General features: G+C 67.0%; 20 protein-coding genes. 7 read left to right on the top strand and 13 right to left on the bottom strand.

Going from position 1 to position 24,344, the window contains the following annotated elements; genetic code table 11:
- On the bottom strand, nucleotides 1–576 hold the full coding sequence (betI, locus tag ABNQ39_RS16770) for a transcriptional regulator BetI (RefSeq protein WP_098736529.1): 576 nt from the start codon (nucleotides 574–576) through the stop codon (nucleotides 1–3).
- A 192-nt stretch (nucleotides 577–768) separates the two neighbouring features.
- Between betI and ABNQ39_RS16765 the strand changes: the two genes are divergently transcribed.
- From ABNQ39_RS16765 to ABNQ39_RS16740, 6 genes are all read left to right on the top strand, one after another.
- Entirely contained in the window at nucleotides 769–1,743 is a 975-nt protein-coding gene (locus ABNQ39_RS16765) for a choline ABC transporter substrate-binding protein (protein WP_376961857.1), read from the top strand.
- 242 nt (nucleotides 1,744–1,985) lie between these two features.
- The gene (locus ABNQ39_RS16760) at nucleotides 1,986–4,673 is read left to right on the top strand and encodes a sensor histidine kinase (protein ID WP_376961855.1); all 2,688 of its coding nucleotides are present in this window, start codon (nucleotides 1,986–1,988) and stop codon (nucleotides 4,671–4,673) included.
- The gene (locus ABNQ39_RS16755; RefSeq protein ID WP_376961853.1) at nucleotides 4,674–6,296 is read left to right on the top strand and encodes an ABC transporter substrate-binding protein; all 1,623 of its coding nucleotides are present in this window, start codon (nucleotides 4,674–4,676) and stop codon (nucleotides 6,294–6,296) included.
- A gap of 46 nt (nucleotides 6,297–6,342) precedes the next feature.
- A complete protein-coding gene (locus ABNQ39_RS16750) occupies nucleotides 6,343–7,782 on the top strand; it encodes a GGDEF domain-containing response regulator (RefSeq protein WP_376961851.1) in 1,440 nt (479 codons plus the stop codon).
- 379 nt (nucleotides 7,783–8,161) lie between these two features.
- Nucleotides 8,162–9,136, top strand: a complete 975-nt coding sequence (locus ABNQ39_RS16745; protein ID WP_376961848.1) for a pyridoxal-phosphate dependent enzyme — start codon at nucleotides 8,162–8,164, stop codon at nucleotides 9,134–9,136.
- A 230-nt stretch (nucleotides 9,137–9,366) separates the two neighbouring features.
- Nucleotides 9,367–10,023, top strand: a complete 657-nt coding sequence (locus tag ABNQ39_RS16740) for a YitT family protein (RefSeq protein ID WP_376961845.1) — start codon at nucleotides 9,367–9,369, stop codon at nucleotides 10,021–10,023.
- A 25-nt stretch (nucleotides 10,024–10,048) separates the two neighbouring features.
- On the opposite strand, the gene ABNQ39_RS16735 is transcribed toward ABNQ39_RS16740, so the two are convergent.
- The 4 genes from ABNQ39_RS16735 to ABNQ39_RS16720 form a co-directional block, all read right to left on the bottom strand.
- Nucleotides 10,049–10,771 (bottom strand): fused DSP-PTPase phosphatase/NAD kinase-like protein, encoded by a 723-nt coding sequence (locus tag ABNQ39_RS16735; protein WP_109447108.1) that lies wholly within the window; start codon nucleotides 10,769–10,771, stop codon nucleotides 10,049–10,051.
- 79 nt (nucleotides 10,772–10,850) lie between these two features.
- Nucleotides 10,851–11,849: a hypothetical protein gene (locus ABNQ39_RS16730; protein ID WP_376961843.1), complete on the bottom strand. Its 999-nt coding sequence runs from the start codon at nucleotides 11,847–11,849 to the stop codon at nucleotides 10,851–10,853.
- A 5-nt stretch (nucleotides 11,850–11,854) separates the two neighbouring features.
- Nucleotides 11,855–12,898 carry a hypothetical protein gene (locus ABNQ39_RS16725; RefSeq protein WP_376961840.1) on the bottom strand — a complete coding sequence of 348 codons (1,044 nt, stop codon included), beginning with the start codon at nucleotides 12,896–12,898 and terminating at the stop codon, nucleotides 11,855–11,857.
- 121 nt (nucleotides 12,899–13,019) lie between these two features.
- Nucleotides 13,020–14,534 (bottom strand): bifunctional metallophosphatase/5'-nucleotidase, encoded by a 1,515-nt coding sequence (locus ABNQ39_RS16720; protein ID WP_376961838.1) that lies wholly within the window; start codon nucleotides 14,532–14,534, stop codon nucleotides 13,020–13,022.
- Between the two features lie 175 nt (nucleotides 14,535–14,709).
- Here ABNQ39_RS16720 and ABNQ39_RS16715 point away from each other — a divergent pair, with 175 nt between their 5' ends.
- Nucleotides 14,710–15,408 carry a type 1 glutamine amidotransferase gene (locus ABNQ39_RS16715; RefSeq protein ID WP_376961835.1) on the top strand — a complete coding sequence of 233 codons (699 nt, stop codon included), beginning with the start codon at nucleotides 14,710–14,712 and terminating at the stop codon, nucleotides 15,406–15,408.
- Here the strand turns inward: ABNQ39_RS16715 and ABNQ39_RS16710 are convergent.
- The 8 genes from ABNQ39_RS16710 to ABNQ39_RS16675 form a co-directional block, all read right to left on the bottom strand.
- Nucleotides 15,365–17,032: an NTP transferase domain-containing protein gene (locus ABNQ39_RS16710; RefSeq protein ID WP_376961833.1), complete on the bottom strand. Its 1,668-nt coding sequence runs from the start codon at nucleotides 17,030–17,032 to the stop codon at nucleotides 15,365–15,367. The two genes, ABNQ39_RS16715 and ABNQ39_RS16710, sit on opposite strands and share 44 nt — an antisense overlap.
- A 126-nt stretch (nucleotides 17,033–17,158) precedes the next feature.
- Nucleotides 17,159–17,875, bottom strand: a complete 717-nt coding sequence (locus ABNQ39_RS16705) for an XdhC family protein (RefSeq protein ID WP_376961830.1) — start codon at nucleotides 17,873–17,875, stop codon at nucleotides 17,159–17,161.
- Nucleotides 17,872–18,201 carry an XdhC family protein gene (locus tag ABNQ39_RS16700; protein WP_174469352.1) on the bottom strand — a complete coding sequence of 110 codons (330 nt, stop codon included), beginning with the start codon at nucleotides 18,199–18,201 and terminating at the stop codon, nucleotides 17,872–17,874. Before ABNQ39_RS16700 ends, ABNQ39_RS16705 begins: the two co-directional genes overlap by 4 nt.
- Complete coding sequence (locus ABNQ39_RS16695; protein WP_376961827.1) at nucleotides 18,198–19,415, bottom strand: vWA domain-containing protein; 1,218 nt, start codon at nucleotides 19,413–19,415, stop codon at nucleotides 18,198–18,200. Before ABNQ39_RS16695 ends, ABNQ39_RS16700 begins: the two co-directional genes overlap by 4 nt.
- Before the next feature lie 7 nt (nucleotides 19,416–19,422).
- Complete coding sequence (locus ABNQ39_RS16690) at nucleotides 19,423–20,346, bottom strand: AAA family ATPase (protein ID WP_376961825.1); 924 nt, start codon at nucleotides 20,344–20,346, stop codon at nucleotides 19,423–19,425.
- 189 nt (nucleotides 20,347–20,535) lie between these two features.
- Nucleotides 20,536–21,327 (bottom strand): FAD binding domain-containing protein, encoded by a 792-nt coding sequence (locus ABNQ39_RS16685; protein WP_376961823.1) that lies wholly within the window; start codon nucleotides 21,325–21,327, stop codon nucleotides 20,536–20,538.
- 28 nt (nucleotides 21,328–21,355) lie between these two features.
- Nucleotides 21,356–23,746, bottom strand: coding sequence for a xanthine dehydrogenase family protein molybdopterin-binding subunit (locus tag ABNQ39_RS16680; protein WP_376961821.1), 2,391 nt, complete (start codon nucleotides 23,744–23,746; stop codon nucleotides 21,356–21,358).
- Between the two features lie 79 nt (nucleotides 23,747–23,825).
- Nucleotides 23,826–24,326, bottom strand: coding sequence for a (2Fe-2S)-binding protein (locus ABNQ39_RS16675; RefSeq protein WP_376961819.1), 501 nt, complete (start codon nucleotides 24,324–24,326; stop codon nucleotides 23,826–23,828).
- Nucleotides 24,327–24,344 lie beyond the last annotated feature (18 nt).

Genomic DNA, 24,344 nt, shown 5'->3' with positions numbered 1-24,344 from the left:
TCAGGCGTTCAGTTCGGAATCGAGGTAGCCCAGCGCCACCGCCCGGGCGGCGCTGCCGTCCATGGCGCCGGTCAGGGCGAAGCGCAGCCACAGCCCGTCGATCATCGCCGCCAGCCCGACGGCCACCCGCTCCGCCCGGTCCGGCGGCAGCAGCGGGCGCAGGGCGTGCAGCAGGTTGGAATGCAGCCGGCGGGCATTGATCCGTTGCAGCCGGGCCAGCGCCGGGTTGTGCGGCGCCTGCGCCCAGAAGCCGAGCCAGGCCGCGACCACCCGCGGCTCGAACTGGCCGGGGGCGAAGTTGCAGTCGACGATCGCCTCCAGCCGGGCGCGCGGCGAATCCGCGGTCGCCAGTCGCTGGGTCGCGTCGTCGCGCAGCTGTTGCAGCATGCTGCGCATGGTGGCGGACAGCAGCTCGTCCTTGCCGCCGAAATAATGGTGGATGATGCCCGGCGAAACGCCGGCCCCCCGGCTGATCGTCTGGACCGTGGTGTCGGCCAGACCATGCTCGCCCATCGAGGTGATGGTGGCGTCGATCAACTGGCGGCGGCGGATCGGTTCCATTCCGACTTTGGGCATGGGGCTGGCGGTCTCCTGTCCTGTTCAGCCAAGACGGATTCAACCGGGACCTTGGCCTGCACCGCAACAAATGCGCCATTTTCGCCGGTCCGTCGATGGCGAAATCGGCAGAGCCGGTAATGCAGGCCGGATGGACCGGACCGGCAAAGCCCGAATGACAAGCCTGAACGACAAGAAAGAGGAGTTGAGGATATGAACGGATGGAAGGCTCTGGCCAAGGGGATCGCAGGTGCCGGCATCGCCGCGGCCGTGACGCTGGGCGCCGGCGGAGCGCTGGCCGCCGAACCGGCCTCCTGCAAGGCGGTGCGCTTCGGCGACGTCGGCTGGACCGACATCGCGGCGACGACGGCCCTCGCCTCCGTCACGCTCGACGCGCTGGGCTATAAGCCGACCACCACCATGTCGTCGGTGCCGCTGGTCTACACCGGCCTGAAGACCAAATCGCTGGACGTCTTCCTCGGCAACTGGATGCCGACGATGGAGCCCTTCGTGAAGCCGGTGCTGGAAGACGGCTCGGTGGAGGTGACGCGCGTCAATCTGGAAGGCGCCAAATACACGCTGGCCGTGCCGAAATACGCCGCCGAGGCCGGGCTGAAGACCTTCGCCGACATCGCGAAGTTCAAGGACAAGCTGAGCGGCAAGATCTATGGCATCGAGGCCGGCAACGACGGCAACCTGATCATCGACAAGATGCTGAAGGCCGACGCCTTCAGCCTGAAGGACTTCAAGCTGGTGGAATCCAGCGAGGCCGGCATGCTGGCCGAGGTGAAGCGCGCGACGCGCAACAAGGGCTGGGTGGTCTTCCTGGGCTGGGAGCCGCACCCGATGAACAAGAGCTTCGAGCTGACCTATCTGGAAGGCGGCGACGACTGGTTCGGCCCCAACCTCGGCGGCGCCACCGTCAGCACCAACGTCCGCAAGGGCTATGCAGCCGAATGCCCGAATGTGGGCAAGCTGCTGTCCAACCTGTCCTTCACCCTGGCGATGGAAAACGCCGTGATGGACGACATCATGAACGGCAACAAGAAGCCTGACGCCGCCGCCAAGGCCTGGCTGAAGAAAAATCCCGACGTTTTGAAGAGCTGGCTGTCGGGCGTCACCACCATTGATGGCAAGGACGGTCTGGCTGCGGTTCAGGCCAAGCTTGGCGTCGCGACCAAGTCGTAAGGGCCAAGTCGTAACGGGCGCCGGATGGGGCGGGATGGAGCGGCCTTTTGCCCCATCCCGCCTATCGCTTTCTTTCCGGTGGCTTTATCCCTTTGCCACGGTCCATTGCTCTGCTAAGGCCCATTGGGTCCTGAGTGCGGAGCGTTCGTGGCGGATCGCCATTCACCCTTTTCCGGGAGCCTGCCCCTCTCCCGGCACTCTTACCGGGCAGCCGGCGCGCGTGACTGCGCGGCGGGACGCGCATGAGGATTCGCTCGCGCATCGCGGTCGTCGGGGGCGTGCCGGTCATGGTCGCGGCGGTCATCGCGGTGGCCGGCGGGCTGCTGCTGGCCCGCAGCGAGCGGGTTTACGAATCGGCGGTGCTCGCGGGTTCGGTCTATCGCGACGTTCTGGCGGCGACCGCAGCCCGCATCGACTATCTTCAGGTGGCTCCCGCCGACCGTGCCAGCCGCGCTGACCGTTTCGAGAGCATGTCGGACTCGGCGGCGTCCGAGTTGCGCCAGCTGGACAAGGCCGGATCGGCCAACACCCATCGGCCGGAGGTGGAGCGTGCGACCGCCGTGCTGGCGCGCTATGTCGACCAGATGCGCAGCTTCATCCAGGTGACCGCGGCGAACGACTCCGCGGTTGCCGACATGGGGCTTCACGCCTCCACCCTGATGGCGCTGACCGACCGCGCCCGCGAACGCCAGCATGCCGCCAACGTCGATTCCCTCGGATCCCTGACGGAGGCCGACCAGCGCCTGCGGGACAGCCGAGACGTGGTCGACAGCGCCCATGAGCTGCGCGAGGCGATGCTGGATTTGCAGCGGGCGGAGGCCCAGCATGTCGCCGCCCTCGGGTTCGGGGTCGGACTGTTCGGCAGCGGCCGCCCCCTGACTCTGGCCGATTTCCACATCGCCATCGACAGGCTGATTGGAACCGCCGACCGGTTGCAGTCGGCCCTGGATCGGACCGACCCGCTGGTCGATCGCTATCCGGCGAAGCAGTCTGCCGCCCGCTATGCCGCCACGGTGGACGGGTTGCAGGCCGCCGTCACCGAGCTGCGTGCGGCCCAGGCCGAACGTGACGCGGCATTGAGCCGCTTCGAGGCGGCTGTGCAGGCGGCGGCGGGGTTGGGGGGAGACGATGCCGAACGGCCGGCCATCAGCAGTCCCTTGGGCGAGCGGATGCTGGCCGAGCAGATCATCCGCACGCTGCCGGTGGTGCGGGCGCTGGTGCTGACCGGAACGCTGAACCGTCAGCCCGACGTGACCTTCCTGTCCTCCATGCTGCCGTCCTTGCGTGTGCCGCTGGACGGGCTTTACCGGGTCCAGGCCCGTGCCGCCGCGGCCCAGCAGGCGCTCGAATCCGCCCAACGCGCCGGGGCGGACGCGGCCTCCGCCATCGAGGCGCTGACCGCCCGCATCCTGATGGTGAAGGCCACCGGTTACACCGCGATCCAGGACGAGGTGGTGCAGCTGATCGCCTACGCCATCCAGGCCAACGACACCGAGCAGGAAACGCAGAACGTCGCCGTCGTCGCCCTGCGTCTCGGCCGGCGGGCCGCCGATGCGGTGGCGGTGCGTGACGCGGAGGAGGCCGACCGCATCGTCGCCGATGCCGGCGCCCTGCTGGAGACGGTGCGCGGCCTTCCCATGTCGCCGCTGTTGCAGGACGAGGTGCTGTCGGCCATCCGCAACTGGCGGGACAGTCTGCGCCGCACCGCCGAGGGGCTGCGCCGCCTCAACCAGCTGCTGATCACGATGGACCGTGATGCCGGCGCGCTCGTGGAAACCGCAAGGCAGCTGGACGAGACCTTCCGGGACGAGGCCGCGCGCATCGGCGAGTTGCTGACCCGTATCCTGGTCATCGGGGCGACCATCGGCCTGCTGCTGGGCGGCGGCGCCGCGGCAGTGGTGGCGCGGTCGATCAGCCGGCCGGTGCTGCGCCTGCAAAAGCAGATGACCCGGCTGGCCGAGGACCCGCTGGCCGGCCCGATCGACGGCACGCGCCGCCAGGACGAATTCGGTGCGATGGCGCGTGCCGCCGCCTTCTTCATCCGCGAGATCGGCCTGCGCGAACAGGCTGCCCGGCAGGCGAAGGACCGCGCCGACCGCGCCCTGGAAGACCTGCGCCGCACCCAGGCCGACCTGATCCAGGCGGAAAAGATGGCCTCGCTGGGCGGCCTGGTTGCCGGCGTGGCGCACGAGATCAACACGCCGCTGGGCAACGCGCTGATGGGAGCCACCCATCTGGAGGACCGGCTGGCGATCCTGGCGCGGCAGGCGAGCGGGAGCAATCTGCGCCGCAGCGACTTCGCCGAGTTCCAGGAGACGGCGGACGAGATCGCCCGGCTGCTGGTGCTGAACCTCCAGCAGGCCTGCGAGCTGGTGCAGAGCTTCAAGCAGGTCGCCGCCGACCAGACCAGCGGCGAGGAACGGCTTTTCCTGCTGAAGCCTTATCTGGAGGATCTGGCGACCAGCCTCAGCCCGTCCTGGCGCCGGGCGGGGCACAGCCTGCGGGTGGACTGTTCAGAGACCATCGAGATCGACGGCTTTCCCGGCGTCCTGGCACAGATCCTGACCAATCTCGTGATGAACTCCATCACTCACGCCTATCGCGAGGGACAGAGGGGGCAACTTTTGATTGCCGCCTCATCCCAGGGCGCCGACATGGTGACGCTGGTCTACTCCGACGACGGCCGCGGAATTGCTCCCGCCGATCTGGGGCGGGTGTTCGATCCGTTCTTCACCACCCGACGCGGTGCGGGCAGCACCGGTCTCGGCCTGCACATTGTCTATAACCTCGTGGTCAATCGGTTGGGTGGAAAGATCGCGGTGGACAGCCTTCCCGATAGAGGCGTGCGGTTCACCATTCGCTTTCCACGACGATTTGCTACTGATAACATGACGTTGGTCGCCGCAGTGCCATCCCCGCAGGAGCAGTGAATGCCTTTGCCGCTGAAGAGGTTGACGGGGAGTCTTGCAAGGGGGGCGGCTGTTTTTCTTGGGCTTGCGACCATGTCCGGCGCGGCGTTGGCGGAGAAGTCTCTCGTTTACTGCACCGAAGGAAATCCACAGAGCTTCAACGCGCAGTTCTCGACCTCCGGCACCACTGTGAATGCGGTCACGCCGCTTTTCAACAATCTGGTTGAAATGGGGCCGGACGGGCAAATCACGGACAGCGGGCTGGCCGAATCCTACACGATCTCGGCCGACGGTTTGATCTATGATTTCCATCTTCGCCGGAATGTGACCTTCCATTCCAACGATCTGTTCACCCCGAGCCGCCCGCTCGATGCCGACGACGTTCTGTTTACTTTCGAACGTCAATGGCATGCCGACCACCCCTACCATAACGTCGGGCCGGCAACCTATGATTACTTCAAGGATATGGGGCTGCCGACCCTGTTGAAGTCGGTGGAGAAACTGGACGACCACACCGTCCGCATCACCTTGGATCATCCGGAAGCGCCCTTCCTCGCCGATCTGGCGATGCCGTTCCTGTCGATCCAATCCGCCGAATACGCGGATTTTCTGATAAAATCCGGCCGCCAGACGTCGTTCGACGAGATGCCCATCGGAACGGGACCGTTCCGGCTGGTGTCCTACCAGAAGGACGTGGCGATCCGTTACAAGGCCTTCGACGGCTATTGGCGTGGGCGCCAGCCGCTGGACAATCTGATCTACTCGATCACCCCGAACATCGCGGTTCGCTTGAACAAGCTGCGGTCGGGCGAATGCCACGTGATGATTTTCCCCAACCCAGCCGAGTTGGGGAACATCGAGAGGGATCCGAATCTGGTGTTGGAACGGCAGGATGGGCGGAACGTCGCCTATATGGCGCTCAACACCCAGAAACCGCCGCTGGACGATGTGCGGGTGAGGCGGGCGATCACGCTGGCGATCGACAAGCGCACCCTGGTCGATGCGGTCTATCAGAATGGCGGGATGCCGGCCAAGAATCCGATTCCGCCCGGCATGTGGTCCTACAATGACAGCATCGAGGATCACCCGTTCGATCCGGCCGAAGCCCGCCGTCTGCTGGTCGAGGCGGGGCATGCCGAAGGCTTCACCCTCGACCTGTGGTATCCGCCGGTGACGCGCCCCTACCTGCCCAACGGCAAACGTGCCGCCGAAATGATCCGGGAAAATCTGGAACGGGTCGGGATCAAGCTGACCCTGAAGACCGAAAGCTGGGGCAACTACCGCCGGCAAGTGACGCAGGGCGAGCAGGACATGGTGCTCTATGGCTGGACCGGCGACAATGGCGATCCCGACAACTTCCTGTATTTCCTGCTGAATTGCGGGGCGGTGCGTCCCGGCGGCGCCAACATCGCGAGATGGTGCAATCCCGATTTCGAGGAACAGATCACCAAGGCCAAAGTGACCAGCGATGTCCCCCGCCGGGCTGCCCATTACCGCACAGCCCAACAGATCTTCCATCAGGAAGTCCCGTGGTTTCCCATTGCGAACTCGATCATCGTCGTCGCCCACCGCAAGGAGGTGAAAAACTACACGAACAACATTTTCAATCAGGATTTTTCAGGTGTCGACATCGAGGCCCAGTGAGTACAGGCTTATGCAACCCTCAACTGGGCAATTCCCGGCAGGTGACATGTCGCCCGACGATCTGATGTTCGAGGATGACGAAACCGGCACGGCGTCGGCGCGGCTGACGACGACGGCTGTGCCATGGCCGGTGCTGGTGGTCGACGACGACGAGCAGGTGCATGCGATGACACGCGTGCTGCTGAACGATTTCGAGTTCGAAGGCCGCCGCTTCGCCATCGTCAGCGCCTTTTCCGCAGCGGAGGCGCGGACAATCCTGGCCGAACGGCCGGACCTGCCCGTGGTCCTTCTCGACGTTGTGATGGAAACGCAGGATGCGGGCTTGCGTCTGGTCCATCACATCCGGCGCGATCTGGGCAACCGCCACATCCGCATCATTCTGCGCACCGGCCAGCCCGGACAGGCGCCGGAACGCGACGCCATCGTCGCCTACGACATCAACGACTACAAAAGCAAGGCGGAGCTGACCGCCCAGAAGCTGTTCACCAGTCTGGTCAGCGCCGTCCGCGGCTGGCGCGATCTGGTTACCATCGAGACGCTGAACCAATCGCTGGAGCATCGCGTCGCCGAACGCACGGCACAGCTGGAACGGCAGACCGCCCTGGCCGAGGAGCAGCGCCGCTTCATCGAAAATCTGGTGGAGCTGATGCCGAGCCCGGTCTGGTACAGGGACTCGGCCGGCCGCTATGCCCTGTGCAACCGTGCCTTCCGAGAGCTGTTTCCGAACGCCACCGATGAGGCCGAATGGTCATCCGAGGGGCAGGAACTTCCAGGCCGGGATTTTCCGGAACAGGCTCCGTCCGGTACGACGGCCTTTTCCTTCGAAACCAGCGTCGCCGGGCCGGACGGCGATGCGCGTGAGCTGCTGGTGGTGAAGCGTCCGCTGACCGCGCCGGACGGTGCCGCGACTGGTGTGATCGCCATCGCCACCGACATCACGGAGCGGCGGCGGATGGAGCGCGAACTCCAGCGTCTCGCCACCACCGACCCGTTGAGCGGTGCCCACAACCGCCGGCATATTCTGGAGCTTCTGGAACGTCTGCTGACCGGGCTGGACGTCGCCCCGGAGGGGCGTCAAGCCGCCGGCATGGCCTGCCTGATCATGCTCGACATCGACCATTTCAAGCGCATCAACGACGAGATGGGCCACGGTGCCGGCGACATCGCGATTCGCCGGGTGGTCGAGGTGATCCGCGGCCAGATGCGCGCGACCGACCAGATCGGCCGCATCGGCGGGGAGGAATTCGCCATCCTGCTGCCGGACAGCTCGCGTGCCGACGGTGTGGCCATCGCGGAGCGCCTGCGCAGCGGCCTCGCCGCGTTGGCGATCGAGCTGCCGGATGGCCGGACCTTCCAGTTGACCGGAAGCTTCGGTCTGACCGAGGTGCGGAGGCTGGGAGATACGGTGGAGAGCGTGCTGGGGCGGGCCGATCAGGCGCTTTACCGCGCCAAGGCGCTCGGGCGGAACCGGGTCGAGGTGATGTGAACGGGCGTATCGACCTGCGACAATTTGAACGATGACGGCTTGACCGCCGCTGCAACAACGGGTATCCAGATCCCATGAAGACCACCGACACCATGCGAATGCGAATTACCGGCCCGGCGCTCTGAAGCGTCGGAGAGTTGCCGTCTTCGTGTTCAATGGTCGTGTGGAGTGTGTGGCGTGTCGCTGCACCATGTGGTTCCCGGAACCCTCAATCCGGTTCATGACAGGTCCAAATCTCTGATCGCTGTTGCGGTGTCGTCTTTTGGCGTCCGGTTCGGCGAGCGAATGTGTGGCTCGGCGCGAATTATTCTCCCGGTCCGCTGAGGCGGTCCGGGCACGCCCGACTTACCCAAAAATTCGTTCGCCGAGGATTTTCGCGATGTTCACCGCGCATGCCGATGCCGCGCGCACCCTTTCCGTCTGCGCTGCCCGCCACCCATCCCTTGAAGACCGCCTGCCGGCGTGGCTGCCCTTATCGGCGGTGACCGATGCCGCCGAGCGGCTGTCCGGCCAGATCGTCCGCACGCCGCTGCTGCATGCGCCGACGCTGGGCCGGGACCTGTGGCTGAAGGCGGAGGTGTTCCAGGCCACCGGCGCCTTCAAGGAGCGCGGCGCGCTGAACCGCCTGCTGCGGCTGACGGCGCCGGAGCGGGCCGGCGGCGTGGTGGCGATGTCGGCCGGCAACCATGCCCAGGGGGTGGCGCTGCATGCCGCCCGGCTGGGGGTGCGGGCCACCATCGTGATGCCGGAGACGGCTCCGCGCTGCAAGGTGGAGCGCACCGCGGAACTGGGTGCCGAGGTGGTGCTGCACGGCGCCACGGTCGGCGAGGCGAAGGGCAGGGCGCTGGAACTTGCGGCGGAACGGCGGCTGACCTTTCTACACCCCTACGACGATCCCGACGTGATCGCCGGGCAGGGAACCGTCGGGCTGGAGATCCTGGCCGACCGGCCGGATGTCGACACGGTGGTGGTGCCGGTCGGCGGCGGCGGACTGCTGGCCGGGGTGGCCGCCGCGGTGAAGGCGCAGAATCCGTGGGTGCGGGTGATTGGCGTGCGCCTCGCCCGGCGAGGCGGTCCGACGCTGGCCGACGGCATCAACGTCCATGCGCTGGGGAAGCTGCCGCAGGCAATCGTGGACACCCTTGTCGACCGGGTGGTCGAGGTGGAGGAGGCGGAGATCGCCGCAGCGATGAGGGCGCTTCACCGCTCCTTCGGCGTGGTGGCAGAGGGAGCCGGGGCTGCGGGGATCGCCGCGGTGCTCGGCGGCCGGCTGGGTAGGACCGGACGGACGGTGGCGGTTCTGTCCGGCCGCAACGTCGATGGCGACACGTTGGCGCGGACGCTGGCGGCGTGATTTTCCGCTGTTCATCAGGGTTCGGTGGCCGCCCCTCCCCATTCGTTGCCGTCGTCGCGAAACGTTGGAGGTGGCGGGGCGGCTGGCACCAAAGGACCGCCACCTCAGCCATCCCCGCGCAAATCGCATATCTCGTCTCTTCACCGAAGCGAAGTATGGATAGGTCAGCAGAAATGACCTATATTGGTCGTCGCGTGTAAACACACAGGCGACACCGAGGGGTAGCTGGCATGACGAACAATTCCGCCTCGACCATTTCGTCATCCCCTGCGTCGGTCACTTATGAGCGCCCGAAGGCGGCGCACAGTGTCTTTGATAATTTGCAAGGACAACTGTTCGGTATTGTCATGACATCCTTCGGCATTGCCATTCTTCATGCCGCAGGTCTGGTCACCGGACAGGCGGCGGGGCTTGCCTTTGTGATTTCTTACGCAACCGGTATCGATTTCGGAACTCTGTTCTTCCTGGTGAATCTGCCCTTTTATTTTCTTGCGCTGGCGCGCATCGGCGTCGGATTTACGGTCAAGTCGCTGGTCGCGGTGACCGGCATCGCCGTGCTGTCCGGGCTGCTGCCGACGATGATGAGCTTCAGCGCCATCAACCCCTATGTCGCGGCGGTGCTGGCCGGCTTCTGCGTCGGGATCGGCGTCATCGCCCTGTTCCGCCATGGCGCCAGCGGCGGCGGTGTCGGCATTCTCGCCTTTTACCTGCAGGAGAAGACCGGCTTCCGCGCCGGCTGGCTGCAGTCGCTGTTCGATCTGGCAGTGTTCTCGGCCGCGGCCTTCGTGCTCGACTGGCCGGCGCTGCTGGCGTCCATCCTGGGGGCCGCGGTGCTGAACGCCTTCGTCGCCTTCAACCACCGCGCCGACTGGTACGTCGCCCGCTGAACGGACTGGGGCCGCCGGGGCCGCTCTATTCGCGGCCCAGCACCCGGTCGACCACCGCGTCGGCCCATTCGCGCGACCGGAAGCTCGCCTTGGCCTCCACCGGGTCATAGACGCGCTCGACCCAATCCCAGAAGGCGATGGGACGCTTCTGGTTGTAGGCGGCGTACAGCTCGAAGAAGTAGTCGAGGATGCCGGTCTTCGCCTGCTTGAAATGGCCGTATTTCCACGACAGCTGCTTCATCGCCTGTTCGAGCGGCTGGCCTTCATGGGCGAACAGATACAGCGTCGACATGAAGCCGGCGCGGTCGGCGCCCGACTTGCAGTGCATCAGCGCCGGATAGGTCATCGTCTTGAACAGCTCGCGCGCCTTCAGAAGGGTTTCCTTCTTCGGCATGTCGCGGGAGTTCACCGGGAAATCGACCAGTTCCAGGCCATGGGCGCGGCAGGCTTCCGCCTCCAGGATGTAGGAGGCGCAGTCGCGCGAGCCGCGCAGGTTCAGGATCGACTTCACCCCGTTGCGCGCCGCCGCCGCGATGTGCGAGGGCGAGGGCTGGCTCGCCCGGTACATGTTGGGGGAGATGCGGTAGGTGTTGGAATAGATCAGCCGGAAACACGCATGGTCGATGAACACGGCTTCCAGATGGCCGAGCGCGCGCTGCCATGGCGTCGCCATGCGGCTTCGGCTGCGCTTGATCGCATCGGCCAGCGCGGTGGTGGTGACCGCCCGCAGGGTGCTTTTCTTCGCCAACTCAAACCTTCCGACTCTGACGGAACGCCAACATAGGCATGGTCGGCGTTCCGTCAAGAACCCCGTTGCGGGAAACGGGTCATGCCACCCTGTCTTGCAGCCGCACATACATGCCGTACTGGGCGGCCAGCGTCAGCACGATCTCCATGTACAGGTTGATCAGGCCGTTGGCGTAGAAGGCCGGGCAACCGGTGTAATGGCGCTCTCCCGCCATCGCGGTCGGCTCGATCAGGTCGGTGTTGAGGACGATCAGGTCCTTGTCCGGATCGTAGAGGAAGGCCGACTGGTCGGTGCGCAGCGGGTGGATGGCCTGATGGTCGTCGGCCTCGATCTTTCCCGCCGTCATGAACTGGCACAGCATGCCCAGGCTGCCCATCGCCAGCGGCAGCACCTGCTTCAGGCTGCGGCGGGCGAGGTCGTCATAGGCCGCGGCCTCCAGCCCCGGCCGCAGCAGCGGCGCCGCTTCCACCAGATTCCAGCAGACATGGAGCGCGGTGTGGCTGCCGGTCTTGGTGATCGACAGCATGTCGTAGCCGGACGGGCCGTGCAGCACCGACTTCTGCAATTCGCGGCCCAGCACATAGCCGGCGGCGGCCATGTCGGTGATGGTTCCCTCCGTCCGGCAGCGGTCCTCCTCCACCATCACCTTGATCGCCCAATCCTTGATGATGGCGTCGAGCAGGTGGCAGACGGAATCGCGCAGGAAGCCGACCATGCGGTCGGGATCGGCGGCGGCCATGCCGTCGGGATCGGCGAAGTCCAGCCCGTGTGGCGACTCCGGCGGGGTGTACAGCCGCAGATGCCCATCATCGTCCAGCGGCATGCGGGCGATGATGTGCTCCCGCAAATCGACATAGAGGAATCCCAACAGCGTGTTGATCGCGACCTTTTCGAAATCCTCCTTGCGGGTGTCGGCATGGGCCGGGCAGTGGCCGGCCAGCGTCAGCAACTCCTCGCTGAGCAGATAGTTCGGGTCTTCGGCGATGCGGTGCAGGATGGGCGCGAGGTTGATTCGGGTCATCCCGGCTTCCTCATGCGCGCCGGCATAGGTCAGGGCGAAGTCGTTGGTGCGGGCCATCGGGCTCAGCCCTCCTGCAGGCGGTCGTAGACGGAGTAGTCGAGGGCCAGCCCGGCGACGATGTCGAGATACAGCTTGATCAGGTTGGTGGTGTAGAAGGCCGGGCAGCCGGTGTAGTAGCGCTCTCCCGGCTTGGCGAAGGTGACGATGGGATCGGCGTTCAGCCGGATCAGCCCGTTGGCGTCCAGGATGAAGGCCTTCTGGTCTTTGGGCAGCCGGTGCACCGCCAAGCCGTCGGGCGGCTCGATCCCGCTTTCCTCCATGTAATGGACCAGCATGCCCAGGCTGGACATCGACAGCGGTACGATCTGCTTCAGGCTGCGGTGGACAAGGTCGTCGTAGAAGGCGGCGTCCTGTCCCGGCACCAGCAGCGGTGCGGCCTCCACCATCGCCCAGCAGATGTGGATGGCGGTGTGGCTGCCGGTCTTGGTGATCGACAGCATGTCGTAGCCGGCGCGCTGGTAGAGCGGCGAATGTTCCAACACGGTGCGCAGGACGAAGGTTGCCGCCGCCTCCAGCGAGATCTCGCCGGAGCCCTGGGAGCGGAAATACTCCTCCTCCTGCACCAGATCGACGGCCCAGCCGGTGATCAGCCCGTCCAGCAGATGGCAGGTCGCGTCGCGCAGGACCGAGCAGAACACGTCCGGCGCCGCCGCAGCCATGGCGGCGCGGTCGGCCGGGTCCAGCCCGTGCGGGGAGCGCGGCGGGATGGGGAGCATCGGCCGGCCATCCGCATCGAAGGGCAGCTTGCCGGCGATGTGGTCGCGCAGCCGGCTGAACAGCAGGGCCAGCAGGCTGTTGACGGCCACCTTGTCGGCATCGTCCTGCGGGATCGGAGCCGCAGCTTCCGCAGCGCCGTCGGTCTTGCCGGCATGGAACGGGCATTGCCCGGCGCCCTGGCGGAATTCCTGGCTGAACAGGAAGCTCGGATCGGTCTGGACCCGTTGCAGGATGTGCGCGATCGACACCCGGCCCAGCCCGGCCTCGCCATGGGCGGTGTTGAAGGTCTGGGCGAAGTCGTTGGAACGGGTGGTCAGGGTATCGGACATGCGGCGGCCTTGGGCGCTGGTCTGAGGGCGGATCCGGGGCGGACGGGCTACCCTAAAGGGAAATGGCCGCCACGCGCAACGGAGTGACGGCCCAGGGCACTATAATGTCCCGGCGCCTGCGTTATTTTGCCACGATCCTGCCGTCCACTGCCGGAGCCACCGTTTTCTTGGCCTCGACGTAGTTCATCACGATGGTCGCCAGCAACACCGCGCCCGACGCATCGACGATGACTTTGGAGCGCGGGAAGGCGGCATAGCCGTCGCCGCCCTTCAGCATGTAATCGTTGGTGGCGACGCGGTAGGTCGCCTGCGGGTCCACCGGTTTGCCGCCGACCATGATCGAGTTCACCCGCCGCCCGGCCGGCGCCTTCGGGTCGTAGGTCATGGTCAGGCCGGAAACCTGCGGGAAGCGGCCGGCCTTCTCCTCCACCTTGCTGACGCCATGTTCGAGGGTGGAGATCAGATCCTGCCCCGACATCTCCACCAGCACGCCGACATTGCCGAAGGGCAGTTCGGCGAAGATGTCCTTGCGGGTCAGCCTGGACCCGGCGGGATGCAGCGCGTCGGCGCGGATGCCGCCGCCGTTGGTGATGGCGACGTCGGCCTTCAGCGTGTCGCGCAGGGCGTCGGCGATCAGGTTGCCCATGCTGGCCTCGCGGCTGCGCACCACATCCTTGCGGCTGTCGAGTTCCGTCGTCGTGGTGCCGATCACCGCCGCCAGATCGCTGTCGAGCCGCTTGGTATAGCCCTCCACCACCGTCTCGACCTCCGGATCGGGAGCGACGCCGGCGGTGGTGACGAAGCGCCATTCGGTCGGGACGGTGGTGGTCGCCGGACCCTTGCCGGCATCTTTCGTTTCGACCGCCAGCTTCACGACGCCGAGATACTGTGCGTCATGCCCCGCCTTCAGGATCAGGGTGGAGCCCTCATAGAAGCTGATCGGGTCGTGGTCGTGGCCGCCCAGGATCAGGTCGATGCCCTTGACCTTGGACGCCAACTCGCGGTCCTCCTCGATGGTCAGGTGGGTCAATGCCACCACGACCGACGCCCCCTTCGCCCGCAACTCCTTCACCGTCCCCGCCGCGGTCTCCAGCACCGGCGGGAAGTCGAGGCTCGGCCCGGCGCTCGACAGGCGGGCGGTGTCGGGGGTGATCAGCCCGAGGAAGCCGACGGTGATGCCGTCGATGGTCCGGGTCCAGCTCGGCACCGTGCCGGCGAAGGCGGAGCCGTCGGCCGACCGCACATTGGTGCCGATCCATGGAAACTTCGATTCGGCCATGCGCTGCTTCAGCAGGTCGGGACCGAAGTCGAATTCATGGTTGCCGAAGGTCACCGCATCGACGCCGATGGCATTGAACAGCGCGATCATCTGCTCGCCGCGTGTCGTGCCGGACAGCAGCGAGGGCGACAGGAAATCGCCGCCGACCGTGGTGATCGCATCGGGGGCGGCGGCGCGTTCGCGCTTCAAGAGGGCCATCAGCGGCCCAAACCCGCCCTGTCCCTTCACCGGCGCTATTTCATACACGTCGTTGACGTGCAGGAAGGTCAGCGTGCCGTTTTGCGCCCAGGCGGGCAGGGCGGCGCCGAGCATGACGGCGAACAGCGGTGCTGCGACGAGACGGGTGCGGGACAGCATGAGGAACGGACCTCCGGCAGGAAACTTCGTACACTCTAGACCAGCTTTCCGCCCCCGCGCATAGCGGCTTTGCACATCGGCGTATGGCTTCGGAGACGGCTGCGGCTTGAACTCTGCCCGCGACGGTCTCACAACTTGATGACAGCCCTACCAACGACGCGAGCCGAGCAGACCCATGCGCATTCTGGTCGTTCAGAACAGCCGTACCGCCCCCATCGGTCTGGTGGGCGATGCGCTGACCGACAACGGCGCCACCCTCGTCACCATCGCCGCCAACGAGGGGGAGGCGATCCCCGACAAGGACGGCTATGCCGGTTTGGTGGTGCTGGGCGGTCCGCAGGACGCCTGGGATGACGAGAAGGGGCCGCATTTCAGCCGGGTGATGGAGTCGATCCGCGACTTCACCGAGGCTGACCGGCCGGTGATGGGCATCTGCCTGGGCGCGCAGCTGGCGGCCCGCGCCTATGGCGCCAAGGTCTACCGCCACACCATTCCGGAACTGGGCATCCATCGCGTCAGCCTGACCGACGGGGCGCAGGACGACCCGCTGCTCGGCGGTTTCGGTTCCGAACTGAACCTCGCCCAGTGGCACTACGACACCTTCGAGTTTCCCGAGGGCGCCGTTCCGCTGGCCTACAGCGAAGCCTGCGACCGTCAGGCCTTCCGCCTCGGCCGCGCCACATACGCCTTCCAGTTCCACCCCGAGGCCACCGGCGACATCCTGCGCGGCTGGGCCTCGCGCATCCGGGAAGAGGCGCGGCAGGGCAATGCGGAGATGCTGCACGGGCTGGAAGACTCGATCGTCACACACCTGCCGGTGGCGGAGCAATTCACCCGCGCGATGACCCGGCGCTGGCTGGATCTGGCGCGCTGACCGGTCCAGTGCCGGCAGCCTCGGTGAAGCGGGCAAGCAGGTCCGGGGTATCGACGTCGTAGAGGATGCCGGCATCGTCGACCGGCACCTCGCACAGCCGGTCGGCATGCTGGCCGATCAGCCGCTTCGCCCCGGCATCGCCGCTCAGCGCCGCCATCTCCGTGAAGAAGGCACGGTCCCACAGCACCGGATTCCCCTGCTTGCCGTGGGTGGTCGGGATGCAGATCGCACGGCCTTCCAACGGGCTGTAGGCGGCGATCAGCCGGTCGATTACGGCGGACGCCACCCGCGGCATGTCGCCCAGGCAGACGACCACCGCATCCGATTCGCTCGGCACCGCGGCCAGACCGGCGCGCAGCGAACTGCTGAGCCCGTCGGCGAAGGCGGGATTGTGGACGAAGGTGACCGGACGGTCGGCCAGCGCCCGCGCCACGCTTTCCCCCTGGTGGCCGGTGACCACGATGACGGTGGCGGCCTGCGAGGCGAGGGCCGCATCGACGGCACGGGCGACCAGCGGCGCGCCGTTGACCTCCGCCAGCAGCTTGTTGGTCGGCCCCATGCGGCTGGAACGGCCGGCGGCCAGCACCAGAGCCGTGACGCGCGGTGCGCGGGGCGTTTCGGTCGAAACGCCGGCGCGGGGCAGGGGGCGCGTCGGGATCTCGGCCAGCAGCCCGCCGACCCCCATCCGCATCATCTCGGCCCGGCTGGGCGGAATGCCGGCGGCGATGCGCTGCAACACCCAGTCGAAGCCGTTCAGCTTGGGCGAGCGCGCACAGCCCGGCAGCCCGAGCACCGGTTTGCCATCACGCCGCGCCAGCAGCAGTAGGTTGCCGGGATCGACCGGCATGCCGAAATGCTCCACCACGCCGCCGGCCCGCTCGATGGCCGCCGGCAGCACGTCGCGGCGGTCGGTGATGGCGGAGGCACCGGCGATCAGCAGCAGGTCGGCCTCCGGTGCCCCGGCGATCTGCGCCGCCAGTTCCGCCTCGTCATGGACGCAGCGCGAGTCGTGGATCAGCGTGCCGCCGATGGCCTCGACCCGGTCCCGCGTCACGGCGACGGTCTTGTCGAGAACGCTGTCCTTTACCCCCGGAAGCCGTGTCTGGATCAGCGCCACCGACAGCGGGCGGTAGGGAAGGACGGCCAGCGGGGGCGGTCCGTCGGTGGCGATCCGCTCCGCCCGCTCCACCGCGTCGGCGGGGGCTGCGAAGGGGATGATCTTGACGGTGGCCAGCATCTGTCCGGGCTCGACCGGGGCGAAGTCGGGCAGGGTGGCGATGGTGACGCTCTCGTCGATCTCGTTGATCGCGTCGATGCGGGACGGGGCGAGGCGCAGCAGGCCGTGCGCTTCGGCGAACAGGTTGACCCGGCCGGTGAAGGCGGCGGCGACCTGGACGGCGCCGCCCGCCACAGCGGCGGCGATGCGGGTGGCGGCGGCATCCTCGCCGATGTCGCTGTCGGACAGCTTGGCGGCGATCACCTCGGCGATGCCGGCCTTGCCCAGCGCTTCGAGGTCATCGGCCGACAGCCGGCGGCCCTTCTTGAAGGCAATGGAGCCCAGGCGCAGCGAATGGGCGAGAATCGCGCCCTCGGCGTCGGACAGGGGAAGCGGGCCGAAGAACATGGGGGCTCCGGATGGGCGCGGTCGGTGTTCGCCGACGGATATGGCGACCGGGCCGGAGCGGGGCAATGGGCGGAAGGTGTGGGGTGGGGGCGACGGCTATGGCTCCCCCACCCTGGTCCTCAGCCGTCAGCAGGGATGATTTTCGCCCCGGCGCACGCAAGTGATCTGGCCCATGATGGCAATGGCGATCTCCGCCGGGGTGACGGCGCCGATCGACAGCCCGACCGGGCCGCGGATGCGCTTGACCTCGGCTTCGCTCAGCCCCTCGTCGCGCAGGCGGTCGAGGCGCAGGGCATGGGTGCGCTTGCTGCCCAGCGCGCCGACATAGAAGGCGGGGGAGCGCAGGGCGGCGATCAGCGCCGGGTCGTCCAGCTTCGGATCGTGCGTCAGCGTGACCACCGCGGTGCGGACGTCGGGCTTCAGCTCGGCCAGCGCCTCGTCCGGCCAAAGGTGATTCAGTTTCACACCGGGGAAGCGCGCCTCGGTGGCGAAGGCGCCGCGCGGGTCGATCACCGTCACGTCATAGCCGGTCAGCGCCGCCACCGGGGCCAGCGCCTGGGCGATGTGCACGGCGCCGACGATCAGCAGGCGCATGGCCGGGTTGTGGACATGCACGAACAGCCGGAAGCCGTCCTCGTCCTGCGGATCGACCAGCATGCCGGAACGATCCTGGCGGATGCGCCGGCGCACCTCGTCCAGCAGGTCGGGCTCCAGCCCGAAGCCGCCATGCACGGTGTCTTCGAAAACAAGCGTCTGGAGGCCGCTGTTAAGATCGGTCACCAGGGCAGCCGGAATTGCGTCGGCCTTCGCCGCGAGCAGCCGGTCCAGAATTTCGCGTTTCATTCCACGGCCTCGACATAGACCTGCACCTGTCCGCCGCAGGCCAGCCCGACTTCCCAGGCCATTTCGTTGGTGATGCCAAAGGACAGCAGACGCGGTTCGCCGTCCTCCATCGTTTTGGCCGCTTCATGCGCCACGGCGCTTTCGATGCAGCCGCCGGACACGGAGCCGGCCATGGAGCCGCGGTCGTCGACCGCCATCTGGCTGCCGACCGGCCGCGGCGAGGAGCCCCAGGTCGACACGACGGTCGCCAGGGCCACCCTGCGGCCGGCTGTCCGCCATGCGGCTGCCTGCTCTACGATGTTGTCCGCCATCAGGGTGTCGTTCATCCCGCCGCCTCCTTCAACCAGCGGCGCAAGCCCGGACTACGACGCGGACCGTCGGCCGACAGGGCGCCGGCCAGATCCGCGAGGCTGTTCAGGCTGTGGGCCGCAAGAAAATCGTCCACATGCGGCAGCAACGCCCGGATGCCTGAGGATTTCGGCGCAAAGCCTTCCCAGCGCAACAAAGGATTCAGCCAGACGAGCCGCCGACAGCTTTTGTGCAACCGTTCGGCCTCTGCCGCAAGCCCTTCCCCTGCATCCCTGTCCAGCCCGTCGGTAATGAGAAGAACCACCGCACCCTGGCCCAGCACCCGGCGCGCCCAGGTCCGGTTGAAGGCGTGCAGCGCGGTGCCGATCCGTGTGCCCCCCGACCAGTCGGCGACCGCCCCCGACACGGCGTCCAGCGCCACATCGACGTCCTTGTGCCGCAGGTGGCGGGTGATGTTGGTCAGCCGCGTGCCGAAGACGAAGCTGTAGACCCGGTCGCGGTCGTTGGTGACCGCATGCATGAAATGCAGCAGCATCCGCGAATAGCGGGTCATTGAACCGGAGATGTCGCACAGCACCACCAGCGGCGGCGGCCGGGTGCGGCGGCGCTTGCGGGCGAGGTCCGACAGGTCGCCGCCGCTGCGCAGCATCCGCCGCAGCGTGGCGCGCGGGTCCACCCGCGGCCCCATCGGGTCGGGGCGGTGGCGGCGTGTGGTGACCTCCGCCAGCGGCAGGGCGAGACGGGCGAGCAGGCGCTTGGCCTGGGCCATCTCCTCCCCCGTCATCTTCTCGAAATCCTTGGCCTGGAGCCGCTCGGCTGCGGAGACGGTGAAGGAGGCGTCGATCTCGATCTCCGTCTTTTCCGGCTCCTCCTGTTCGGTACCGCTGCCGTGCAGGGCCTCGGCAAGGCGCTGCGCCATTTCCGGCTGGTCGGGCGGGTCCTCCGTCCGCACCTTCGGCAGCATCAGCGACATCATCTTTTTCAGGATGTCCGGATTGCGCCAGAAGACGTGGAAGGCTTGGTCGAACAGCTCGCTCTGGTCGTGGCGGTTCACGAAGATGGCGTGCAGTGCCCAATAGAAGTCGGTGCGGTTCGACAGGCCGACCGCCTCCACCGCCTCCACCGCCTGCAAGACCTTGCCCGGCCCGACCGGCAGGCCGGCGGCGCGCAGCGCACGGGCGAAATGCATCAGGTTGAGGGTGAGGCGTCCGGCCGGCGCGTCGTCCGTCATGACGGTCTCACCGGGCGGTGGTGGCGGCCAGCTCGGTCTTGACCTGGGTCAGGATGCGCGCCGCCTCGCTGCCCTGGATGCGGGCGATATCGTCCTGGTATTTCAGCAGCGTGCCCAGCGTGTCGTTGATGACGGAGGGCTCAAGCTCCAGCTGGTTCAGTTCCACCAGCGCCTGCGCCCAGTCCAGCGTCTCGGCAACCCCCGGCGCCTTGTAGAGATCCATGTCGCGCAGAGTCTGGACGAAGCCCACCACCTGGGCCGCCAGCCGGGCATCGGCCTGCGGCGCCTTGACCGACAGGATCTCCCGCTCCCGTACGGCGCTGGGGTAATCGACCCAATGATAGAAGCAGCGCCGTTTCAGCGCGTCGTGGATCTCGCGCGTGCGGTTGGAGGTGAGGATGACGATGGGCGGCTCCGGCGCATGGATTGTGCCGAATTCCGGGATGGAGACTTGATAGTCGGACAGGATCTCCAGCAGATAGGCCTCGAACGGCTCGTCGGTGCGGTCCAACTCGTCGATCAGCAGCACCGGCGGTCCGGCAAGGTCCGGCTCCAGCGCCTGGAGCAGCGGCCGCTTGACCAGGAAGCGCTCGGAGAACAGGTCGGCGGCCAGCGAGTCGCGGTCCTGCCCGCCGGACGCCTCGGCCAGACGGATTTCCATCATCTGGCGGGCATAGTTCCACTCATAGACGGCCGACGAGGCGTCCAGCCCTTCATAGCATTGCAGCCGCAGCAGCTTGCGGCCGAGCGTCGCCGACAGGACCTTGGCGATCTCCGTCTTGCCGACCCCGGCCTCACCTTCCAGGAACAGCGGGCGCTTGAGCTTCAGCGCCAGGAAGAGTGCTGTCGCCAGCGAGCGGTCCGCGACGTAATTGCCGCGGGTGAGAAGCGCCAGCGTGTCATCGACGGAGGCGGGGAGGGCTGGGGTCATGGACGGCCTTGGAGATGGACGAGGAATGCCCTCTCCCGCCCCGGGAGAGGGAGGGGACCCACCGAAGGTGGGGAGGGTGAGGGATGAGGCAAGGAACCTTGCGGTTCGGGATCCTTGCACCACCCCTCACCCTTCCCACCGCTTCGCGGTGGGCCCCTTCCCTCTCCCGGGGTGGGAGAGGGAGCTAAATCACCCCACCGCTTCCACCGCGCGCTTTGCCATCACGGTGACGAGGTGGGCGCGGTAGTCGGCGCTGGCGTGGATGTCGGCGTTCAGGCCGTCGGCCTCCACAGACAGACCGTTCAGCGCTTCGGCACGGAAGTCGGCGGCCAGCGCCGTCTCGAACGCGGTGGCGCGGAAAACGGAGCCGGCGGCGCCGGTCACCGCCACCCGCACCTCCGCGCCGAACTTCGCGACGAAGACGCCGACGATGGCGTAGCGGCTGGCCGGGTTACGGAACTTGGCGTAGGCCGCCTTGTCCGGTCGGGAGTAGCGGACCGACTTGAGGATCTCGCCCGGCTCCAGCGCGGTTTCGAACATGCCGGTGAAGAAATCGTCGCCAGCGATGGTTCGGCGGTCGGTGGTCACCGTGGCCTTGAGCGCCACCACGGCCGACGGGTAGTCGGCTGACGGATCGGCGTTGGCGATGGAGCCGCCCATCGTGCCCATGTTGCGGACCTGACGGTCGCCGATGCCCTCGGCGAGGCTCGCCAGCGCCGGGATGACCCGCTTGACGAGGTCGGAATGGGCGACCTCCGCATGGCGCGTGAAGGCGCCGATTTCCAACCCTCCATCGGCCTCTCGGATGCCCTTCAACTCCGGAATGGCGCCGAGGTCGATCAGGTCGGTCGGGCGGGCGAGACGCTGTTTCAGCGTCGGCAGCAGGGTCTGGCCGCCGCCCAGCAGCTTGGCCTCTTCCGCCTGGATGGCGGTCGCCGCGTCGGCAAGCGATGTCGGCCGTTGGTACGTGAACGCGTACATTCTCTAGCCTCCTTCTTCTTCGGCCGTCTTATTCCGCCGCCATGGCCGGAGCAGCGTCGCGGATGGTCCGCCAGACCTTCTCCGGCGTCGCCGGCATGTCCATGTGGGTGACGCCATAGTCGGACAGCGCATCCACCACCGCGTTCATGACGGCGGCGGCGGCGCCGATGGTCCCGGCCTCGCCGCAGCCCTTCACGCCCAGCGGGTTGTGGGTGCAGGGCTGGTCCTCGTGATAGCGCACGGTGAAGGATGGGACATCGTCCGCCCGCGGCATGCAATAGTCCATGTAGGAGCCGGTGACGAGCTGGCCCGACTCCTCGTCATAGACGCAGTTCTCGTACAGCGCCTGACCTATGCCCTGGACCAGGCCGCCATGCACCTGCCCCTCGACGATCAGCGGGTTGATGACGTTGCCGAAATCATCCACCGCGGCGAAGCTGACGATGGTGGTGACGCCGGTGTCGGGGTCGATCTCCAGCTCGCAGACATGGCAGCCGTTGGGGTAGGTGAAGTTCTTCGGGTCGTAGAAGGCCTGCTCGTCCAGCCCCGGCTCCAGCTCGTCGAGCGGGAAGTTGTGCGGGACGTAGGCTTGCAGGGCGATGTCGCCGATGCCCAGGCTCTTGTCGGTGCCGGCGACGGTGAAACGGCCCTCCTTGACCTCAATGTCGGTCTCGGCGGCCTCCAGCATGTGGGCGGCGATCTTCTTCGCCTTGCGCTCCACCTTGTCCATCGCCTTCACCAGGGCCGAGCCGCCGACCGCGAGCGAGCGCGAGCCGTAGGTGCCCATGCCGAAGGGGATCTTGTTGGTGTCGCCGTGGACGATCTCGACATTCTCGATCGGGATGCCGAACCGCTCCGCCACGATCTGGGCGAAGGTGGTCTCATGGCCCTGGCCGTGGCTGTGAGCGCCGGTGAAGACCGTCACCGAACCCGTTGGATGGAAACGGACTTCCGCGCATTCATAAAGTCCTGCGCGAGCGCCGAGCGCACCGGCGACATTGCTGGGGGCGATGCCGCAGGCCTCAATATAGGTCGCGAAGCCGATGCCGCGCAGCTTGCCGCGCGCCTTCGATTCGGCCCGGCGCTGCTGGAAGCCGGGGTAGTCGACCAGCGGCAGGGCGATGTCGAGATTCTTGGCGAAGTCGCCGGTGTCGTATTGCAGTGCCACCGGCGTCTGGTAGGGCATCGCCTCCTTCGGCACGAAGTTGCGGCGGCGGATTTCCGTCTTGTCCATGCCCATCACGCCGGCCGCGACATCGACAATCCGTTCGATCAGGTAGCAGGCTTCCGGCCGGCCGGCGCCGCGATAGGCATCGACGGGAGAGGTGTTGGTGAAGACCGCCTTCACCTCGGCATAGATCGCCGGGGTCTTGTACTGGCCCGCCAGCAGGGTGGCGTAGAGGTAGGTCGGGATCGACGGCGCGAAGGTCGACAGATAGGCGCCGAGATTGGCCAGCGTCGAGACGCGCAGCGCCAGGAAATTGCCGTCGGCGTCCATCGCCAGTTCGGCGTGGCTGACATGGTCGCGGCCATGGGCGTCGGTCAGGAAGCTTTCCGAGCGGTCGGCGGTCCATTTCACCGGCCGGCCGACCTTGCGCGCCGCCCAGGTGACGACGGCCTCCTCGCCGTAATGGAAGATCTTCGATCCGAACCCGCCGCCGACGTCGGGCGCCACCACGCGCAGCTTGTGTTCGGGAATGCCCAGCACGAAGGCGCCCATCAGCAGGCGGGTAACGTGCGGGTTCTGGCTGGTGGTGGTCAGGGTGTATTCGCCGTTCGACTGGTCGTACTCGCCCATCGCCGCCCGCGGTTCCATCGCGTTCGGCACCAGACGCTGGTTGACCAGATCGATCTTCGCGACATGTGCGGCGTTGGCGAAGGCCGCATCCACCGCCGCCCGGTCGCCGAGATGCCAGTCGTAGCAGACATTGTCCGGCGCATCGTCATGGACCAGCGGCGCACCGCCGGCGATGGCACGGGTGGAGGATCCGACCGCCGGCAGTTCCTCGTAATCGACCACCACCATCTCGGCGGCGTCGCGCGCCTGCTCGCGGGTCTCGGCGATCACCACCGCAACCGCGTCACCGACATAGCGCACGCGGTCGCGCGCCAGTGGGTAGTGGGGCGGCTCCTTCATCGGCGAGCCGTCCTTGGAATGGATCTGCCAGCCGCAGGGCAGGCTGCCGACCTTGTCGGCCTCCATGTCGGCCCCGGTCAGCACGGCGACCACGCCCGGCATCGCCGCCGCGTCCGTGAAGTCGATGCCCAGGATGCGGGCATGGGCGTAAGGCGAGCGCACATGGACCGCATGGGTCATGTTCAGGCGCTTGAAATCGTCGGTGTAATTGCCGCGGCCGGTCAGAAAACGCTGGTCTTCGCGCCGGCGCACCGAGGCGCCGATGCCATTGGGGTTCGCCATCTCGTGTTTCCTCCCACAGGAACGCTGAAGATGCGGAAATGCCTGATCTGCAATCTTTTCTGCTCTGGGCGTTTCGCCCTTATTCGGCCGCGACCGGTGTTGCCTGGGCTCCAGCCATCGCTTCGGCACCCGCCTTCACCGCCTTGACGATGTTGTGATAGCCGGTGCAGCGGCAGATGTTGCCCTCCAGCCCCTCGCGGATGTCAGCCTCGGTCGGGTTCGGGTTCTCGCGGACCAGATCGACCGCGCTCATCACCATGCCCGGCGTGCAGAAGCCGCATTGCAGGCCGTGATGTTCGCGGAAGGCGGCCTGCATCGGGTGCAGCGTGCCATCGGCCGCCGCCAGACCTTCGATGGTCATGACATCCGCCCCGTTGGCCTGGACGGCCAGCGTGGTGCAGGACTTGACCGACCGGCCGTCGACATGGACGACGCAGGCGCCGCACTGGCTGGTGTCGCAGCCGATATGGGTGCCCGTCAGGCCAAGATGCTCGCGCAGGAAGGCGACGAGCAGGGTGCGCTCCTCCACCTCGCGCGAGACCGTCTTGCCATTGACGGTCATCGAAACGGTACAGGACATCGGATTTCCTCCCGCTGG

Source organism: Azospirillum sp. A26 (genome assembly GCF_042604635.1).
Lineage (GTDB): Bacteria > Pseudomonadota > Alphaproteobacteria > Azospirillales > Azospirillaceae > Azospirillum > Azospirillum palustre.
This window is presented reverse-complemented; position numbering and strand designations above follow the sequence as displayed.

Coding starts and splice junctions, on each gene's coding strand:
- ABNQ39_RS16700 (WP_174469352.1), bottom strand. CDS start 18,201: ATGAACGACACCCTGATGGCGGACAACATCGTAGAGCAGGCAGCCGCA.
- ABNQ39_RS16745 (WP_376961848.1), top strand. CDS start 8,162: ATGTTCACCGCGCATGCCGATGCCGCGCGCACCCTTTCCGTCTGCGCT.
- ABNQ39_RS16710 (WP_376961833.1), bottom strand. CDS start 17,032: ATGTTCTTCGGCCCGCTTCCCCTGTCCGACGCCGAGGGCGCGATTCTC.
- ABNQ39_RS16720 (WP_376961838.1), bottom strand. CDS start 14,534: ATGCTGTCCCGCACCCGTCTCGTCGCAGCACCGCTGTTCGCCGTCATG.
- ABNQ39_RS16755 (WP_376961853.1), top strand. CDS start 4,674: ATGCCTTTGCCGCTGAAGAGGTTGACGGGGAGTCTTGCAAGGGGGGCG.
- ABNQ39_RS16695 (WP_376961827.1), bottom strand. CDS start 19,415: ATGACGGACGACGCGCCGGCCGGACGCCTCACCCTCAACCTGATGCAT.
- ABNQ39_RS16725 (WP_376961840.1), bottom strand. CDS start 12,898: ATGTCCGATACCCTGACCACCCGTTCCAACGACTTCGCCCAGACCTTC.
- ABNQ39_RS16705 (WP_376961830.1), bottom strand. CDS start 17,875: ATGAAACGCGAAATTCTGGACCGGCTGCTCGCGGCGAAGGCCGACGCA.
- ABNQ39_RS16690 (WP_376961825.1), bottom strand. CDS start 20,346: ATGACCCCAGCCCTCCCCGCCTCCGTCGATGACACGCTGGCGCTTCTC.
- ABNQ39_RS16715 (WP_376961835.1), top strand. CDS start 14,710: ATGCGCATTCTGGTCGTTCAGAACAGCCGTACCGCCCCCATCGGTCTG.
- ABNQ39_RS16765 (WP_376961857.1), top strand. CDS start 769: ATGAACGGATGGAAGGCTCTGGCCAAGGGGATCGCAGGTGCCGGCATC.
- ABNQ39_RS16750 (WP_376961851.1), top strand. CDS start 6,343: ATGTCGCCCGACGATCTGATGTTCGAGGATGACGAAACCGGCACGGCG.
- ABNQ39_RS16760 (WP_376961855.1), top strand. CDS start 1,986: ATGAGGATTCGCTCGCGCATCGCGGTCGTCGGGGGCGTGCCGGTCATG.
- betI (WP_098736529.1), bottom strand. CDS start 576: ATGCCCAAAGTCGGAATGGAACCGATCCGCCGCCGCCAGTTGATCGAC.
- ABNQ39_RS16680 (WP_376961821.1), bottom strand. CDS start 23,746: ATGGCGAACCCCAATGGCATCGGCGCCTCGGTGCGCCGGCGCGAAGAC.
- ABNQ39_RS16685 (WP_376961823.1), bottom strand. CDS start 21,327: ATGTACGCGTTCACGTACCAACGGCCGACATCGCTTGCCGACGCGGCG.
- ABNQ39_RS16740 (WP_376961845.1), top strand. CDS start 9,367: ATGACGAACAATTCCGCCTCGACCATTTCGTCATCCCCTGCGTCGGTC.
- ABNQ39_RS16675 (WP_376961819.1), bottom strand. CDS start 24,326: ATGTCCTGTACCGTTTCGATGACCGTCAATGGCAAGACGGTCTCGCGC.
- ABNQ39_RS16730 (WP_376961843.1), bottom strand. CDS start 11,849: ATGGCCCGCACCAACGACTTCGCCCTGACCTATGCCGGCGCGCATGAG.